We start from the raw sequence: 17,248 nt of genomic DNA on the forward strand, positions 1-17,248 counted from the left end.
ACCATGGCGAGTTTGATCAATATTGGCATGTCGGGGCTGGGCGCCGCGCAGTCGGGGATGTACACCCTGGGTAACAACATCGCCAACGCCGATGTCGACAGTTATTCTCGCCAGCAGATCGTGCAGAAGACCAAGGGCTCGCAGCAGTATGGCCAGGTCTTCATCGGCAGTGGCACTACCTTGGCCGATGTGCGCCGGGTGTATAACGCCTTCCTGGAAAACCAGCTGCGCACCACCACGTCGCTGTCGAGCGACGCCGCTTCCTACCTGAACCAGATCACCCCGCTGGACACCGCCCTGTCGAGCGCCGATACCGGCATCACCGCTGCGCTCAAAAGCTTCTTCGGCGCCATGCAGGACGCCTCGGCCAAGCCCAACGAGGACGCCTCGCGCCAGCTGCTGCTGACCAGCGCCCAGACCCTGGCCAAGCGCTTCAATACCCTGTCGGCGCAGCTGAACCAGCAGAACACCAATATCAACACCAACATGGCCTCGATCGCCGACCAGGTGAACAAGCTCACCGCGACGATCGCCGAGTACAACGACCAGATCTCGCGGATCTCGGCCGTGCAAGGCCAACCCAACGACCTGCTCGACCAGCGCGATGGCGCCGTGCGCGAGCTGACCGCGTTGATCGGTGCCGAGGTGGTGGAGCGCGAAGGCAACTACGACATCTATCTGAAGAACGGCCAGGCGCTGGTGCTGGGCAAGACCACCCAGACCCTGGGCGTCGAGCCGAGCCAGACCGATCCGACCCGCATGAACCTGGTGCTCAATCGCGGCACCACCAAGATGGACATCACCAACAGCACCACCGGCGGCGAGCTCGGTGGCCTGCTGCGCTACCGCAAGGAGACCCTCGACCCTGCGCTCAACGAGCTGGGCCGCGTGGCGCTGGTGGTGGCCGATGCCATCAATAGCCAACTGGCCCAGGGCATCGACAAGAACGGCGAGTTCGGTGCGATTCTGTTCGGCGACATCAACAGCGCCAAGGCCATGAGCGAGCGCAGCGTGCCCAAGCTGGGCAACAGCGCAGGCTCCGGCAACCTGGATGTGAACATCAAGGACACCGGCAAGCTCACCACCAGCGACTACCAGGTGACCTTCACCAGTGCCACGGCCTATACCGTGCGCAAGCTGCCCGAAGGCACCGAGATGGGCTCGTACGACCTTACAGACGATCCAGCCCCGGTAATCGATGGCTTCACGCTGTCGCTCAAGGGCGGTGCGGTGAGCGCCGGTGACAGCTTCAAGATCACCCCCACCCGTAATGCTGCCGCGGGCATGGAATCGGTGCTGACCGACCCCAACCGCCTGGCCATGGCTGCCCCGCTGACCAGCACCAACGGTGCCGGCAACAAGGGCACAGGCGCAGTCACTCCGCCGACCCTGACCTCCGAGCTGGACATCTACGATGCAGCCCAGCGCGCCGACCTGCAGACGGGCCTTAAGTACTCCACCCCGGTCAAACTGGTGTTCGGCGACGACAGCACCTCGCCCCAGGCCTACACGATGTACGACGCCAAAGGCAACAACATCGGTAGCGGCACCATCATTCCGGGCCAGGAAAACAAGCTGCAGCTGTCGGTGCCGATGGTCGATGGCAGCGGCAACCCGATCATGGACGGCGCCACCCAGAAGACCTTCACTTTCGAGATGAGCGTCTCCGGTGCGCCGAAAAGCGGTGACAACTTCACCGTGTCGCTGACCGGCGCGGGCTCTGCCGACAACCGTAATGCCCAGTCGGTGCTCGGACTGCAGACCAAGGGCACCGTGGGCGTTGGCGCCGACGGCAAGGGCATCAGCTTCACCGATGCTTACGCCAAGCTGGTATCCAACGTCGGCGGCAAGACCGCCCAGGCCACCATGGACGGCAATGCCACCAACGCCCTGCAGCAGTCCGCGTTGGACGGCCGCAACTCGGTCTCGGGCGTGTCGGTCGACGAAGAGGTCGGCAACCTGGTCAAGTTCCAGCAGTACTACACCGCGTCGTCGCAGATCATCAAGGCGGCCCAGGAAACCTTCGCCACCTTGATCAACAGTCTTTAAGGAGCCGTAGACCGTGCGCATCTCCACTTCGCAGTTCTACAACACCAGCAGCGCCAACTACCAGCGCACCTTCTCCAACGTCAACAAGACGAGCCAGGAGGCCAGCGACTTCCTGCGCATCCGCACCGCCGCCGACGATCCGGTGGGCGCTGCGCGCCTGCTGCAGTTGGAGCAGCAGCAGAACATGCTGGAGCAGTACAGCGACAATATCGTCAACGTGCGCAACGCCTTGGGCACCAGCGAAAGCACGCTCAATGCCATTGGTACCATCCTGCAGCGCGTCAACGAGCTGGCGGTGAGCTCCGGTAATGGTGGTTTCACAGATGCTGACCGCAAGGCCAACGCCGATGAACTGGCGTCGCTTGAGGAGCAACTGTTCTCGCTGATGAACAGCAAGGATGAGAACGGCAAGTACCTGTTCTCCGGCTCCAAGGGCGACACCCCGCCCTATGTGCGCAATTCTGACGGCACCTACACCTACCAGGGTGACCAGGGCAAATTGAATCTGCAAGTGGGCGACATGCTCAGCCTGGCGGCCAACGAGACTGGTTACGACGCGTTCGAGCAGGCGCTGAATACCAGCCGCAGCGAGACCCACCTGACAGTTCCGGCGATCGACGATGGCCGTATCAGCCTGTCCAATGGCCAAGTCTCCGGTAGTGCGACGTACAACGACCGCTTCCGCAGTGGCGAGCCGTACAGCATCGAGTTCACCAGCAGCACCCAGTTCAAGATTCTCGATGCCAATGGGACGGATGTGACCCTGGAAGCCAGCCAGGGCGGGACCTTCAACCCTAATGGCGATAACAGCAGCATCAGCTTCCGTGGTGTCGACCTGCGCTTGAAGGTCACCTTCCAGCCAGGTGATGAGGCGAACCCGGATGCTGCCTTGGCCGGTCATACGTTCAGCCTGAGTTCCAAGGCTGACTCCATTGCCGGCACCCGTAGCCCTGGCAATACCTCCTCGGCCCAGGTCACCGATGCCACCATCAGCGATCCAACCCTCTACAAGGCCGCCTTCCCTGGGGGGGGCGCAGTGCTCAAGTTCACCAGCGCCACGGACTTCGAGCTGTACGCCGCGCCCATGACCAGCGATAGCCGGCCGATTTCCACCGGCACGCTGAGCGGTACCACCGCCACGGCTGCTGGCGTCAGCTTCGAGTTGTCCGGCACGCCGAATGCCGGGGACTCGTTTGGGGTCAAGGTCGATAACCACCAGACTCAGAATATCCTCGACACCATCGGGCAGTTGCGTAAAGCACTGACCACGCCGATGGACAACGACCCAGCGGCCCGTCAGACCTTCCTGGCCTCGTTGGATTCGGCAATCGGCAACGTTGCCAGTGCCACCAATCAGGTGTCCGCTTCGATTTCCTCGATTGGTGGACGCGGTCAGGCGCTCGACGTCCAGGCAGAGACCAATGAAGCGCTGAGCACCGAGAACAAGAAGACCCAGAGCTCGATCCGCGAAAGCGATCCGGGGGAAGTGATGCTTCGGTTGGAGATGCAGAAGAACATGCTGCAGGCTTCGATGCAGTCGTATGCCAAGATCGCTGGGCTGTCGTTGGTCAACTACATCTGAGTATTTCTGTCGCGTGCAAGGCGGTTCGTATAGTTGCGCCGCCTTGCCTTCCACCATGGCGCACCGTCATTTGCGCCGCACGCCAGGTTCGTGGCGCTGGGCTTTATGGCAGGGGCTGACCCTCCATAGGGTGCGGGCGGTCATGAACACAACGCCCCATCGTGTAAGTGAGCGCCCGTGAGCATACATCCCCTCGTCAGCATTGCCATTCCAGCGTTCAATCCTGATTTTTTCCGTAGTACGCTGACCAGTGCATTGGCGCAGGATTACCCAAATCTGGAAGTCGTCGTCTGTGATGACAGTGCGGGTGAGGATATCGAGGCGATCTGCGCGGAGCTGGGCAGTGCGTCCCGCCACCCGCTGAGGTACGTGCGTAACCCACAGCGGCTGGGTTTTGCCCGCAACCTCATGGCGTGCCTGGCGCAATCGTCCGGTGTGTACATCAAGTTCCTGTGTGACGACGATACGTTGCTGGGCCATTGCATCAGCCTCCAGGCAAACGCCATCGATGCTTGGCCCCAGGTCAGTATGGTCATTTGCCAGCGCCTGGTCTGTGCCGCCGATGATGTGCTGCTGCCATCGCGTCCTCTGAACTTTGTCATTTCGCCTGAAAGTGCGGTGCTCAAAGGTACCGACCTGTTGGACAGCATCGCGGATAATGCACCGAATCTGTTTGGCGGCATCAGCCATGCCTTGTTCCGTCGTGCTCAGGTGGAGGAGTATCTGGCCTCGCTGGTGCAGGACGGCCAAGGGTTCATTGCCCGCCTGGATTTGGCCTTGTATGCCTGCTTGTTGCGGCGCGGCGACCTGTGCAGTTTGCAGGAGATCCTGAGTCTCGAGCGGGTATATCCCGGTAGGCTCAGCCATCAGTCCTTCATGACCGAGGCGTTCAAGGTCGAAACCGAATGGTTGCTGCAAATGTTGGCTGCGCGCACCGGCGAATCAGCACCTTCCGCGGGCTGGGTTCGCTACCAACTGCTCGCGCTGTATTCAGGCGAGGAGGGCCAGGCCTGGAAAGAAATGGACATGCGTGCCGCATTTTCCAAGCAGATGGGCAACCTCAACCAGCAGGTGGGTACCGACAGCCTCGATTTCGCCGAAATGTATGCCCAATGGCTGGACTGTAGGGAGCTGTCGCCTGGGCAATTGCGCCTGTTGCCCAAACGCATAGAGCAATGGCCCAGCCTGCCACGCATCGTGCCAGTGATCTTCTGTGAAGCAGGCGATGAGCGCGCATTGCGCGCCACGATGGACAGCCTGGCGGTGCAATCCTATGCTGCAAGCCAGGTTTTGATCGTGGGGCCGGCCTCTGTCCGAGACTTGGGTTTCAATGCCCAGCTCCTCGTTCGAGAGGGTAATGATTTTGTCCAGCTCAACCGTTGGCTGACGCATCACGAGCCAGTCGATTGGATCTACCTGCTACGGGCAGGCGACCGCCTGCATGCCCACGCCCTGTTGATCATGGCCGAGCGCATGGCATTGCGCACCGATTGCACGTGCCTTTACAGCGATGAGGGTAGCCACGACACGCTTGCGCCTTCGAGCCCGATCTTCAAGCCTGACTTCAACCTCGACTTGATGCGCAGCATGCCCTATGTGGGGCGGCTGCTGGCCTTCAGGAAAGATGCGTTGTGTATCGCAGGTGGTTTCGACCCGGTATTCGACACGCTGGCGCCCCTGGATTTGCTCTGGCGCATGGTCGAAGCCCACGGCTTGCAAACCATAGAGCACATTGCCGAAGTGTTGGTGCACTGCGAGGGCACCTTCGCCCATTGGCAGGACGACCCGCGTGGCCAAGCGCAGGCGGTGCGCGTCGTGCAGGCGCATCTTCAGCGCTTGGGTGTGGACGCTCAGGTGGAGGGGGTGGACGGCAGTTTGATGACGCATGTCACTTATCGCCATGAGCGTGCAGCGAGTGTCTCGATCCTGATCCACGCCGGTGTGGAGCTGGCAGCGTTAATACGCTGCGTAGAATCGCTCCTGGCGAACACGGCATACCCGGATTTCGAGGTATTGCTGGTTGCCGATGAGGGCACCCCCGCCGACGTGATCGACTGGCTGGCGGTGATGGGTACGTTGGAGAGTGAACAGCTACGCGTTGTCCAGGTTGCAGCCCAGGGGCAGGCGCAAAGCCTGAATCAGGCCAGCCTTCAGGCGCGTGGTGAGTACCTATTGCTTCTCAATAGCGGGTGCGTGCTGTTCGATAACCAGTGGCTCCAGGCATTGATGGGGCATGCCCAGCGCCCGGAAGTGGGCTTGGTGGGGCCGAAACTGTTCTCCAGCGACGGCAGGGTGCTCTGTGCAGGGTTGGTGCTTGGCCTCAACGGGAGTGCTGGCAGTCCCTTCATCGGCTGTGCGGTCAACGCTGACAGTTACATGAACCGGCTGAGCCTGGTGCAGAACTGGACCGCGCTGAGCCTTGACTGCCTGGTAGTGCGCCATCAGTTGTTCAGTGAGCTGGGAGGGTTGGATACCACCAGCCTGAAGCAATCGCTTTTCGATGCAGACCTGTGCTTGCGCGCGCGCGCGCAAGGTTTCCTGTCTGTTTGGACGCCCGCTTCGAAAGTTGTCATGACCCCTGTCAAGGAGGCCCCGGCACTTAACAGTCACGTCGAGACAACTGACAGCGACGTGTTCTTCGAGCGTTGGTTGGCGTGGAGCGCATGGGACCCTGCGTACAATCGAAACCTCAGCCTGAAATTGGCCAACTTCAATTTCGAGCCCGGCTTGTGCGCAGGGTGGGACCCTTTCATTGCGCGAGCCATGCCGTCGGTACTTGCCTTGCCGAGCAATACCAATGCGGTCGGGCATTATCGGGTTGTTCAGCCGTTCACCGAGTTGGAACGTGCTGGCTGGATCCAGGGCCGGATCAACTACAGTACGCCGGGCATCATCGAGTTGGAGCGGGAGAAGCCGGATGTGATCATCCTGCAGTGTCGCTACATGCATCACAACATTCGAGAAATCAGTCAGGTCAAGCGTCTCTCCAACGCCAGGCGGATCTACGAGCTGGATGACTATGTCGTCGAGCCTTCGAAAAAGAACGACCACGTACGCAATATGCCAAGCAATATTCGCGAAGTGCTGGGCGCGTGCATTGGCCTCTGCGATCGTGTAGTGGTATCCACCGAGCCTTTGGCTGATGCATTGTCGAGTATGCATCACGATATTCGTGTCGTCCCCAACATGCTTTCGGCGCCGCTATGGACAGGGCTTTCCAGTCTGCGTCAGGTCAGCGCCAAACCCCGTGTAGGGTGGGCGGGGGGCACCAGTCACCGAGGCGACTTGGAGCTGTTGCAGGGCGTGATCAAGACGTTGGCCGATGAGGTTGACTGGGTGTTCTTTGGGATGTGCCCGGACGTATTGCGGCCCTATGTGAAGGAGTATCACCCGGGCATCTCATTTGCCGTGTACCCCCGCAAGCTGGCCAGTCTCAACCTCGACCTGGCATTGGCACCACTCGAGCAGAACCTGTTCAACGACTGCAAGAGCAATTTGCGGCTTCTGGAATATGGCGCCTGTGGTTATCCGGTCATCTGTACGGATACCAAGGCTTATGCCGGCTACCTGCCTTGTACGCGCGTGAAGAACAACACGACTGAGCAGTGGCTGGAGGCGATTCGTATGCACCTTGCCGACCCGCAGGCCAGCTACCGCCAGGGCGATGCCCTGCGCGAGGCGGTGCTGCGCGACTATGTACTGACACCGCATCACCTGCAGCACTGGGCCAATGCCTGGTTGGCGGATTGAATCTGGGTACCCGGTACGGCCGGGGTTGAACCGATATTTTTGAAGAGGGCGTTATGGCCGACATTGCAACTGCACCCCGTAATGAGGTGACCGTCGTTCTGCTGGGGCAGGGCAAGGCCGATTACCGTTCACGTGCGCTGCACTATTACCAGCAGGCTGGTGTGCCATGCCTAGTGCTGGATGCGCTGCCGGTTGAGCGTGCTGGTCAGGCTTATCGTGAGTCGCTGTGCCACTTGCTGAAGCAAGTCGTTACGCCGTTCGTAACGCTGGCGCTGGAAGCCGACTTCGTGCTCGCACCAGCGCTGCGCGGGGCAGCAGCTTGCCTGCACCAGCAGCCACAGGCGATAGCGGCACAGGGGCACGCGTTGGGCTTTGTCGTGGGTAATGCCCAAGTGATGTATCACAAGCTTGGCGCGGCAACGCCTGTGCAGGAAGGAGAGGATGCGCGTTCGCGTCTGGACCAGCATGGCCAGGCCGAGCGCCAGGCGTGGCGTGCAGTGATTCGGGTGGCGGCCTTGCAGGAGGCATTGGCCAGCATGCCTGTTGCACCTGACTTCGCGGCGTTCTGCCTGGGCGTGTCCTACGCATTGCTCACGCAGGGCGTGGTCACCCTGCTCGAGCAGACTGATGTGCTCTGCACTTACGAGCCTGCCCCAGCTAACCCGGTTGTGCGTGGTGAGCAAGTGAACCAAGCGCTGCGAGACTTGCGCCAATGGGATAGCGAGCATCAGGCTGTGTGTGTCGACGATGCGGGATATGCCGTACTCAATCGCTTCGTTCGAGCCACTTACGACCACGGCAATGCGCCATTGCTGTTCGTCTCCAACTGGACCAGCGTGAATGATGATCCGAAGCGCCTGTTCGAGCCTCGCCAGTACGTCGAAATGCCCTACTACAACGGCGCGGTGTTCGCTCAACTGACGGCGCTGGAGTTTCTATGCCACGCATGGCCGGCGGGAGCGGCACAGCACCACGCTCTGGAAGGGGGCTGGGTAAGGCAGCGTCACCTGATGCAGGTTCACCCGAACGACACCGCCGAGAGTTTGCAATTGCGTTACTGGCAGGCCCTGGCGTTGGGATTGTTCGATCCTCGGGTGTGCCAACAGTTGATGGCGACGCTTACCAATCCGGATGACGCTGGCCGTGCCCGCGAACTGAGCGACTGGCTCAACCGCCTGGAGCAGGTCCCAGGTATTGACCAGCAGCCACGGCTGCAGGCCACTGCGTCGGGGCAACTGCTCGCCGCGCTCGATGCCGCCACACCTGATGGTGCCGCGCGCAAGCGAGTCCAGGCGTACCTAGGCAAGCGTTCTCCCGGTCAGATCGCTTTCGTGACTCTGGACCTGACCAATGATGATGTCGGGCTCCAAGCGACCTTCGACAGCTTGCTGGCCAGCGGTGTGAGCGATTTCAAGCTGGTCGTGCTTAAGAATGGCAAGCCGCCGGTCATCACCACCGCGCGCGATACCTTGCATTTCGTTCAGGTCAACGACAGTAACTGGGTGGCGCACCTGAATCAGGTGGCGCGCCAGTTGCCGAGCGAGTGGTTGATGTTGCTGCAGGCGGGTGATGAACTACTTGCTGGCGGCCTTTTGCATCTATTGGTCGAACTGTCCGAGTCGCCCGGGTGCCACGCCATTTGTGCCAATGAAGTGCAGCGCGATGAAGAAGGGCGGTTGCATGAGGTCGCCCGTCCTGGCGCTGACCTGAACCTGCTGCGTAGCCAGCCGGGGTTGATGTCCGGGCATTGGTTGATGCGTCGCCAGCAGGTACTGGAGCTGGGGGGGTATAGCGAAACCTACCGTAAGGCGCTGGAGCTCGACCTGCTGCTGCGCCTGGTCGAGGCCCAGGGGGTGGGCAGCCTGGGGCATCTGGATGATTACCTGGTCATCGCCGATCAGCCGTCCCCAGCATTGACTGAAGAAGCCGTGAAAGTGCTCAGTCGCCACCTGACGCAATTGGGCTATCGCGCCCAGGTTCGGGAGCAGCAGGATGCGGGGCTCTTGATCGACTTCCGGCATGCCGCTACGCCACTGATCAGTATTCTTGTGGCCAGCGAGGGTGATCAGGCGCAACTGGAGGCGTGCATCACCAGCGTCCTGCAGCGTACCCGCTACCCGCGCTACGAAGTGCTGGTGGCTTGCGCCGATCATGAACTGGCGGCGTTGCAGCACCTGGGTGGACGCGTACGGCTGGTGGTTGGAGAGGTCGGGGCCTCGCGCAGTGCCTTGTTGAATCAGGCCGCCGAGCAAGCGCGAGGCGAATACTTCGTGCTGTTGTCCGAGCGTTGTCAGGTCATTTCTCCGGCCTGGATCGAGGCATTGCTCAATGAAGCGCAGCGTCCGGAAGTCGGTGTGGTAGGCGCTTTGTTGCAGACCGCCGATGGAGCCTTGGCGCATGCGGGCTATGCCCTCGTGCAGGGGCCTGAGGTTTCGGCGCCCTGGCTTGGGCTGTCGGCTGAGGCTCGAGTCCAAGTGCGTTGGCCATTGGCCGCTCGCACTTGTGCTGCCGTTTCCGGCGATTGCTTGATGGTGAGTGCTTCGGTGTTCGAGCATTGTGGCGGCTTGCACGACCAGAAGGGCGGCGATATCGAGTTGTGTCTGGCGGCCGCCAAGGCCGGGCAATTGGTGGTTTGGACGCCTCAGGCGCAATTGCAGGTCGGTGAAGCGGTCGTTCCAGACGTTGGTGTGGCGCTGTCTCTGTCGGCATGTTGGCCGTCTGCGTTTGTTGGGCGCGCCGATTCGACGCCCACATTGGCGTGGTTGGATCAGTTGGCGTAGCGCGTCGAGGCAAATTATTGACGGGGCATGATGCGAGGCATCGTGCCCGGCGGCCATGAAGCGTTCTGGCTCCGGCCCTAACTTGGGCAATCCGAGTTGGGGCGATCGCTTCGCGCCTTGCGCTGTATTCGTTGTTTCCAGAGCGGCATGCCGAATCCGGTTATCCCACGAGCGAATTTTCCGACAATGCCTCGCAGGGAGCCGCCATTCAAATCCCCCCGGTCCCTTCAATTATTCTTGTTTTGCCGTATGCGCCCGGTGCCATATTGGCAATCTTTTTGCTTTGAAAGGCCAAGTTGCTGAATTGGTCAGTATTTTGTCAGCCCGACATGGGGCATCGGCCTCTTAAGGTAAGTCGACAATGAAAACAGTCATCCTGGCCGGCGGCCTGGGTACGCGCATCAGCGAAGAGTCGCATCTTCGTCCCAAGCCCATGATCGAGATCGGTGGCAAGCCGATCATCTGGCACATCATGAAGATCTACTCCCACTATGGGATCAACGATTTCGTGATCTGCCTGGGCTACAAGGGCTACGTGATCAAGGAATACTTCGCCAACTACTTCCTGCACATGTCCGATGTCACTTTCGACATGTCGGAAAACCGCATGCATATCCATAACCGCAATGCCGAGCCCTGGCGCGTAACGTTGGTGGACACCGGAGAAAACACCGCCACGGGCGGTCGGATCAAGCGCATACGTGACTATGTTGGCGACGAGACCTTCTGCCTGACCTATGGCGACGGTGTGGCTGACGTCAATGTCCCTTCGTTGATCGACTTCCACAAGAGTCACGGCAAGCTGGCGACAGTTACTGCGGTTCAGCCCCCGGGACGCTATGGTGCATTGGATATCCGTGGCGAGCGGGTCCACGGCTTCCAGGAGAAACCGCTGGGCGACGGCGGCTGGATCAATGGCGGATTCTTCGTGCTCGAGCCCGGGATCTTCGACTACATCGACGGCGACGAGACCACCTGGGAATATGATCCGATGCGCTCCCTGGCGCAGAATGGCCAGTTGATGAGCCACACCCACCGCGGCTTCTGGCAGGCCATGGACACGCTGCGCGATCGCAGCTACCTGGAAGAACGCTGGAAGTCCGGAGAGGCGCAATGGCGAGTATGGCCGTAAGCCGCAGCTTTTGGGCCGGGCGCAGGGTCTTCCTGACCGGTCACAGCGGCTTCAAGGGCGGCTGGCTGGCGTTGTGGCTCAGCGAACTGGGCGCTGAGGTGTATGGCTATTCACTGGCGCCCCAGACCACACCCGCACTCCACGACCAGGCCCGGCTGGCCGAGCGGGTTTTAGGTGAGTTCGCCGACATCTGCGATGCCGACAGGCTCGCCAGCAGCCTGGTGGCGTTCCGCCCGGAGATCGTCCTGCACCTGGCGGCCCAGCCGTTGGTGCGCGAGTCGTATCGCACGCCTGCACAAACCTATGCCACCAATGTCATGGGCACGGTGAATGTGCTGGAGGCCGTGCGCCAGTGTGACTCGGTTCGCGCGGTCCTGGTGGTGACCACCGACAAGTGCTACGAGAACCGCGAGTGGTTGTGGCCCTATCGCGAGCAGGATGTCCTGGGTGGGCATGACCCCTATAGCAGCAGCAAGGCATGCGTCGAGTTGCTTTGCGCGTCCTGGCGCGAGTCCTTCTTGAAAGACCAAGGCGTGGCGCTGGCCACCGCTCGGGCCGGCAACGTGATCGGCGGTGGCGACTGGTCTGCCGATCGCTTGCTTCCGGACATCCTGCGTGCCTGGGACGCCGGCGAGTCGCTGACCTTGCGCTACCCAGGCGCGGTGCGCCCTTGGCAGCACGTGCTTGATCCCCTGCAGGGGTACCTGCTGCTGGCCCAGGCGCTGATCGAACAGGGGCAGGCGGTCGCCCAGGCCTGGAACTTCGGCCCCGACAGCGAAGGCACCGCAACAGTCGGCGAGGTGGTAGAGACTGTGGCCCGGCTTTGGCCTGGCGAGGCGCGCTGGGCGGTCGAGCCATCCGCGCAGCCCCATGAGGCAGGTCTTTTGACCCTCGACTCTTCCATGGCACGCCAGCGCTTGGCCTGGCGTCCGAGCTGGGGCCTGGAGCAGGCCTTGCAGCGAACCCTCCAATGGCATTGCGCCTGGCGAGAAGGCCAGGACATGCAGCAATTTTGCCGCGCGCAGATCGCGGACCATGAAGGCGAAAACCGATGACTGATCAGACGGCGCAGCAGTTGCGCCAGCAAATTGCTGAACTCGTAGGCCGTTATGCGGAGCTGGAGCTCGCCACGCCCGGGTTCGTACCCGGCCAGCATGCCGTACCACCGTCGGGCAAAGTCATCGGCGCGCCGGAACTGCAAGCCATGACCGAAGCCGTGCTTGACGGCTGGTTGACCACCGGACGTTTCAACCAGGCTTTCGAAAAGCGCCTGGCGCGCTATCTGGGGCGTCGTGGTGTGTTGACCGCCAACTCCGGGTCGTCGGCCAACCTGTTGGCCTTCTCTGCGCTGACCTCGCCGCGTCTGGGTGACCGTGCCATTGGCAAAGGCGACGAAGTCATCGGCGTGGCGGCGGGCTTTCCCACGACCGTCAACCCGATCCTGCAGTTCGGTGCGGTGCCGGTGTTCGTCGACATCGAGATGGGCACCTACAACATTGACGCGAGCTTGATCGAGGCCGCGATCGGCCCGCGCACCAAGGCCATCATGCTGGCGCATACCTTGGGCAACCCGTTCAACCTCAAGGTGGTACGCGAACTGTGCGACCGTTATGGGCTGTGGCTGATCGAAGACTGCTGCGATGCCTTGGGCTCCACCTACGATGGTCGTCAGGTCGGCAGCTTCGGCGACCTGGGCACCTTGAGCTTCTACCCCGCACACCACATCACCATGGGTGAGGGTGGCGCCGTGTTCACCGACTCTCCGTTGCTCAAGCGCATCGTGGAGTCTTTCCGTGATTGGGGGCGCGACTGCTACTGCGGCCCAGGCGAGGACGACACCTGCGGCAAGCGTTTTTGCTGGCAGTTGGGCGACCTTCCGCAGGGGTACGATCACAAGTACACCTACTCGCACCTGGGCTACAACCTCAAGATCACCGACATGCAGGCCGCCTGTGCATTGGCGCAGATGGACCGTGTCGATGACTTCATCGCCGCGCGCAAGCGCAACTTCACTTGGCTCAGCGAGCGCCTGGCCGGGTGCGCCGAGCAGTTGATCCTGCCGCAGGCCACCGCCAACAGCGATCCATCCTGGTTCGGCTACCCCCTGACCTTGCGCGATGGCTGTGGCGTCGAGCGCCTGGACCTGCTGCGTCATCTGGATGCGCAGAAGATCGGCACCCGCCTGCTGTTCGCCGGCAACCTGACGCGCCAGCCGTACATGAAGGATCAGCAGTACCGGGTAGCGAGCGACCTGAGCGTGACTGACAAGGTCATGAAGGACACCTTCTGGATCGGGTTGTGGCCAGGGCTGGGCGAAGAGCACCTCGAGCATGCCGCCCGCAATATCAAAGATTATGTGCGCAGGCTGCGTTGATGCGGGCCTGTCTCCACGTGTTGGCTCATCGCTCCGGAAGGTAACCAATGGTCACTCACGCCCATCCTCCCTTGTATGCGACATCGCCTCGACCGTACTACATCGTCGCGCCGGCCTATCGTCAGAACTCAGCCGGCATACGTGTGATGCACATGCTTTGCCACCTGCTGAACCGGTGTGGGCAGGATGCGTATCTGTACCCAACTCAGACCAACCCGCTTTGGCATACGCCGCTGCTGACAGACGAGTTGGAGCGGCAGCATGCACAGGCTGGCCGACAACCCATCGTTGTTTACCCGGAAGTGGTTCCAGGCAATCCGGCCAATAGTCCGTCGGTCGTGCGCTATCTTTTGAACGTACCGGGTTTGCTGGGGGGCGATACCGAGTTTCCGGACTCGGAGATGATCTTTGCCTATGGGCAGCATTTGCTACCGGAAGGGGTGGGTACGGAGCGGCTGCTGTTTCTGCCACCTATCGACACCTCGATATTCAATAATCGAGACAACCCTTATGACACCCACCGGAAAGGGTGTTTGATCTATCCGGGACGCTATGCAGATGCATTGAAGAATCACCCAGAGCTCGCGGCGCGTTGCACGGTCATTACACATGAATGGCCAGCAACGCGTCAGGAAATGGCTGATATGTTCCGGCGCAGCGAGCGTGTTTATTGCTTCGCTTCCACGTCCATTGCCATGGAAGCGATGCTGTGTGGTTGCCCCGTTGTCGTGTTGAGGTCACCTTTCTTCGATGGTGTCCCGTTGAGCGTTGATGAATTCGGCACTTACGGGTTGGCATTCGAAGACACGCCCCAGGCGATAGAACAGGCCAGGCAGGGGCTGATCACCGTTCAGGAAAAATACCTTGCCCTGCAGAATCGCTTCTGGGACCAGCTTGCCCGGTTCATCGAGCTAACACAGGCGATGCCGTGCAGTGCGCCGTCTGTAGGGGGCTCCACTGAGGTGAGCGCCGGCCCAGGCAGCTTGCAGGTGGACACTCAGGCCATTGAGCGCTGGTTGCGCCAGCGCTCTCCCAGCGATATTCAAGTGACCTTGATGGCTCGGCGCCTCGAAGAGCACCAGCACGATCTGCCGCGCTTTGATTTCATCATTCTGCCCGGCAGACAGCCAGGAGCCGCCGAGGTCACTCGGCAAAGCCTGTTGACGCAAAGCTATCAGCACATCGAAGTCCACCTGCCAGCGGATGGGGAAGCGGCGACACTCAATGACCTCGTCATGCAGCGAGGGGCAGGACAGTGGGTCTGTTTCGTGCGTGCTGGGACGACGTTCACCTCGTTTGGACTATTGATGCTGGCGCTGGAACTGCTCGGTGCCTCCGGTGTTCGTGCTGTATATGCCGATGAGGTCAGTGTGTCTTCAACTGGCGAGCTGAGCACCTTGCTTCGACCTGACTTCAACCTGGATATGTTCCTCTCCTGCCCAGGGAAGATGGCTCGCCACTGGTTCTATCGCCGAGATGTCTTCCTCGAAGCGGGTGGTTTCGATCCGGATTGTGTCGGGGCCATCGAATTGGGGTTGCTGTTACATCTAATCGAAGACGCCGATGGACTGGACGGGCTGGCACATGTCAGCGAGCCGGTTTTCATCAGCCCGCAACCCGATGCCCTTCACAGTCCGCAGGAGCAAGCAGTCCTGACAAGGCACCTGCATCGGCGTGGTTACTTCCAGGCCCGGGTGCAGATGCACCGGCCAGGCATCCATCGCATTCATTATGGCCATGGGGATACCCCACGGGTGACGGTAGCGATTGCGGTAGGTAGCGGCTTGGAGCGCACTCAGCGCTGCGTCACTTCCGTAATGGAAAAGACCATCTATCCGCACTTTGAAATCCTGCTGGTGGACAATGATTCTTCGGACCTTGCCACCCGCGCCTGGCTCGATGGCCTCAAGGCGCAGGAGGTGCCGGGCATTCGTGTGCTGCGTGATGCCGGTCGGCTTAATCGTGCCGCTGCCAGCAACCTGGCGGCCCGTCACGCCAGTGGCGATTACCTAGTGTTGCTGCACAGCGATGCCGTCATCGTCCAGGGGGATTGGCTGGAGGCCTTGCTCAACCATGCGCAGCGCCCGGAGGTTGGCGTTGTGGGCGCCAAACTGCTGCACCCCAATGGGACGGTTGAGCAGGCGGGCTTGGTACTGGGCTTGGAAGGGCCGGCACGCTCTGCATTCTCAAGCCTGGCCGACAATGAAGGGTACATGCAGCGCTTGGAAATGGACCAGAACTACAGTGCTGTGTCCGATGCCTGCCTGATGATTCGCCGGGAGCTTTACGAAGCACTGGGTGGCATGGACAGCCCGCAGTTCAAAGATTCCTACGCGGATATCGACCTTTGCCTGAAGTCGGGACAGGCCGGTTACCTCACTGTCTGGACACCCCATGCGGTGGTGGTATTTGAAGGTAAAGGCATCCCGTCGGCAGAAGTGGAGCAGGATGCACTGTACTCCAAGTGGCTGCCGCTCATTGCGAGTGACCCGGCCTATAACCGTAGCCTGTCGCTGCGAGGGGAGGGATTCACACTGGAAGCCGACCCAGGCTTGGCCTGGAACCCTCTCTCGTGGCGGCCGCTGCCAGTGGTTCTGGCCATGCCTGGCAATCTTGAGGGCAATGGCTTACGGCGCATCATCGATCCGGCATTGTCCATGAGTGTTGCGGGAATGGCGGATATTCGCCTTGGACTGCGCGATTACCTGCCGGCGGAGTTGGAGCGGCTTCAGCCTGATGCCTGGATCATGCAGCCGCCCACCGCTGGGGGGCAGCTCGATGTGTTACGCCGTAGCGCCCGGTTCACCAATGCCATAAAGGTGGCGGATGTGTCTGCCGCGGACTTTAGGGCCGAGCTGCAGGTTGGCGCAGGCGCATTGCAGCGTTTCATCGCACTGTCAGACCGATTAGTGGTACCCACCGACGCACTTGCCGAAGCGTTGCGAGGTTCGAGTCAACAGGTTTGCGTATTGCCTGATCGGCTACATCCATCCCGCTGGGGTGCGGTGGCAAACCAGCGCAATCCGGGCAGCCGGCCGCGTGTGGGTTGGGTCGGCGGCGCTGTTGATGAAGCCATGCAGGCTCTGATGATGGAGCTCATCCAGGTCTTGCACCTCGAAGTGGACTGGGTGTGCCTGGGCCATTGCCCAGAACCGATCCAGCCTTACATGCGAGAACTGCACAATGCGGTGCCGTTCGACGAATATCCCCAGAAACTGGCGTCGTTGGCGCTGGACGTGGCCCTCGCGCCGCTGGGGGAAGGGCTGTCCAATGAGTGCTACAGCAACCTCCGTCTGCTGGAGTTCGGGGCTTGCGGTTATCCGGTGATCTGCAGTGATGTGCCTTCTTACCAAGATTTGCCGGTGACGCGGGTGAAGAACGAAGTCGTGGCCTGGATAGAGGCGATACGCATGCACCTTGCCGAGCCAGGGATGACTGCCAGCAATGCGGCTAGCTTGCGTCAAACGGTTTTGGACCAGTGGATGCTGGATGAACACCACATGCAACAGTGGCTCAAGACATGGCTCGAGGGGTGAGCTTTGGGCAAAACGGCTAGCGGCTGTGTTCTGCCGGGCATCGAA

At 61.0% G+C, this 17,248-nt stretch carries 8 protein-coding genes; all 8 read left to right on the forward strand.

What is annotated here, in order from left to right; translation table 11 throughout:
• The first annotated feature begins 3 nt into the window (after nt 1-3).
• The 8 genes from flgK (at nt 4) to R6G97_RS13610 (ending at nt 17,203) form a co-directional block, all read left to right on the forward strand.
• The gene (flgK, locus tag R6G97_RS13575) at nt 4-2,049 is read left to right on the forward strand and encodes a flagellar hook-associated protein FlgK (RefSeq protein ID WP_317847091.1); all 2,046 of its coding nucleotides are present in this window, start codon (nt 4-6) and stop codon (nt 2,047-2,049) included.
• 13 nt (nt 2,050-2,062) lie between these two features.
• Nucleotides 2,063-3,631: a flagellar hook-associated protein 3 gene (locus R6G97_RS13580; protein WP_317847092.1), complete on the forward strand. Its 1,569-nt coding sequence runs from the start codon at nt 2,063-2,065 to the stop codon at nt 3,629-3,631.
• A 177-nt stretch (nt 3,632-3,808) separates the two neighbouring features.
• The gene (locus R6G97_RS13585; RefSeq protein WP_317847093.1) at nt 3,809-7,381 is read left to right on the forward strand and encodes a glycosyltransferase; all 3,573 of its coding nucleotides are present in this window, start codon (nt 3,809-3,811) and stop codon (nt 7,379-7,381) included.
• 53 nt (nt 7,382-7,434) lie between these two features.
• A complete protein-coding gene (locus R6G97_RS13590; RefSeq protein ID WP_317847094.1) occupies nt 7,435-10,161 on the forward strand; it encodes a glycosyltransferase in 2,727 nt (908 codons plus the stop codon).
• Between the two features lie 361 nt (nt 10,162-10,522).
• A complete protein-coding gene (rfbF, locus tag R6G97_RS13595; protein ID WP_070571533.1) occupies nt 10,523-11,293 on the forward strand; it encodes a glucose-1-phosphate cytidylyltransferase in 771 nt (256 codons plus the stop codon).
• Nucleotides 11,275-12,348 carry a CDP-glucose 4,6-dehydratase gene (gene rfbG / locus R6G97_RS13600; RefSeq protein WP_317847095.1) on the forward strand — a complete coding sequence of 358 codons (1,074 nt, stop codon included), beginning with the start codon at nt 11,275-11,277 and terminating at the stop codon, nt 12,346-12,348. The genes rfbF and rfbG overlap by 19 nt, the downstream gene beginning before the upstream one ends.
• On the forward strand, nt 12,345-13,667 hold the full coding sequence (rfbH, locus tag R6G97_RS13605) for a lipopolysaccharide biosynthesis protein RfbH (RefSeq protein ID WP_317847096.1): 1,323 nt from the start codon (nt 12,345-12,347) through the stop codon (nt 13,665-13,667). Before rfbG ends, rfbH begins: the two co-directional genes overlap by 4 nt.
• Before the next feature lie 47 nt (nt 13,668-13,714).
• Nucleotides 13,715-17,203, forward strand: coding sequence for a glycosyltransferase (locus tag R6G97_RS13610; protein WP_317847097.1), 3,489 nt, complete (start codon nt 13,715-13,717; stop codon nt 17,201-17,203).
• The last annotated feature ends 45 nt before the right edge of the window (nt 17,204-17,248 follow it).

It is taken from the genome of Pseudomonas sp. HTZ2 (assembly GCF_033173945.1).
GTDB classification, from domain to species: Bacteria; Pseudomonadota; Gammaproteobacteria; order Pseudomonadales; family Pseudomonadaceae; genus Aquipseudomonas; species Aquipseudomonas guariconensis.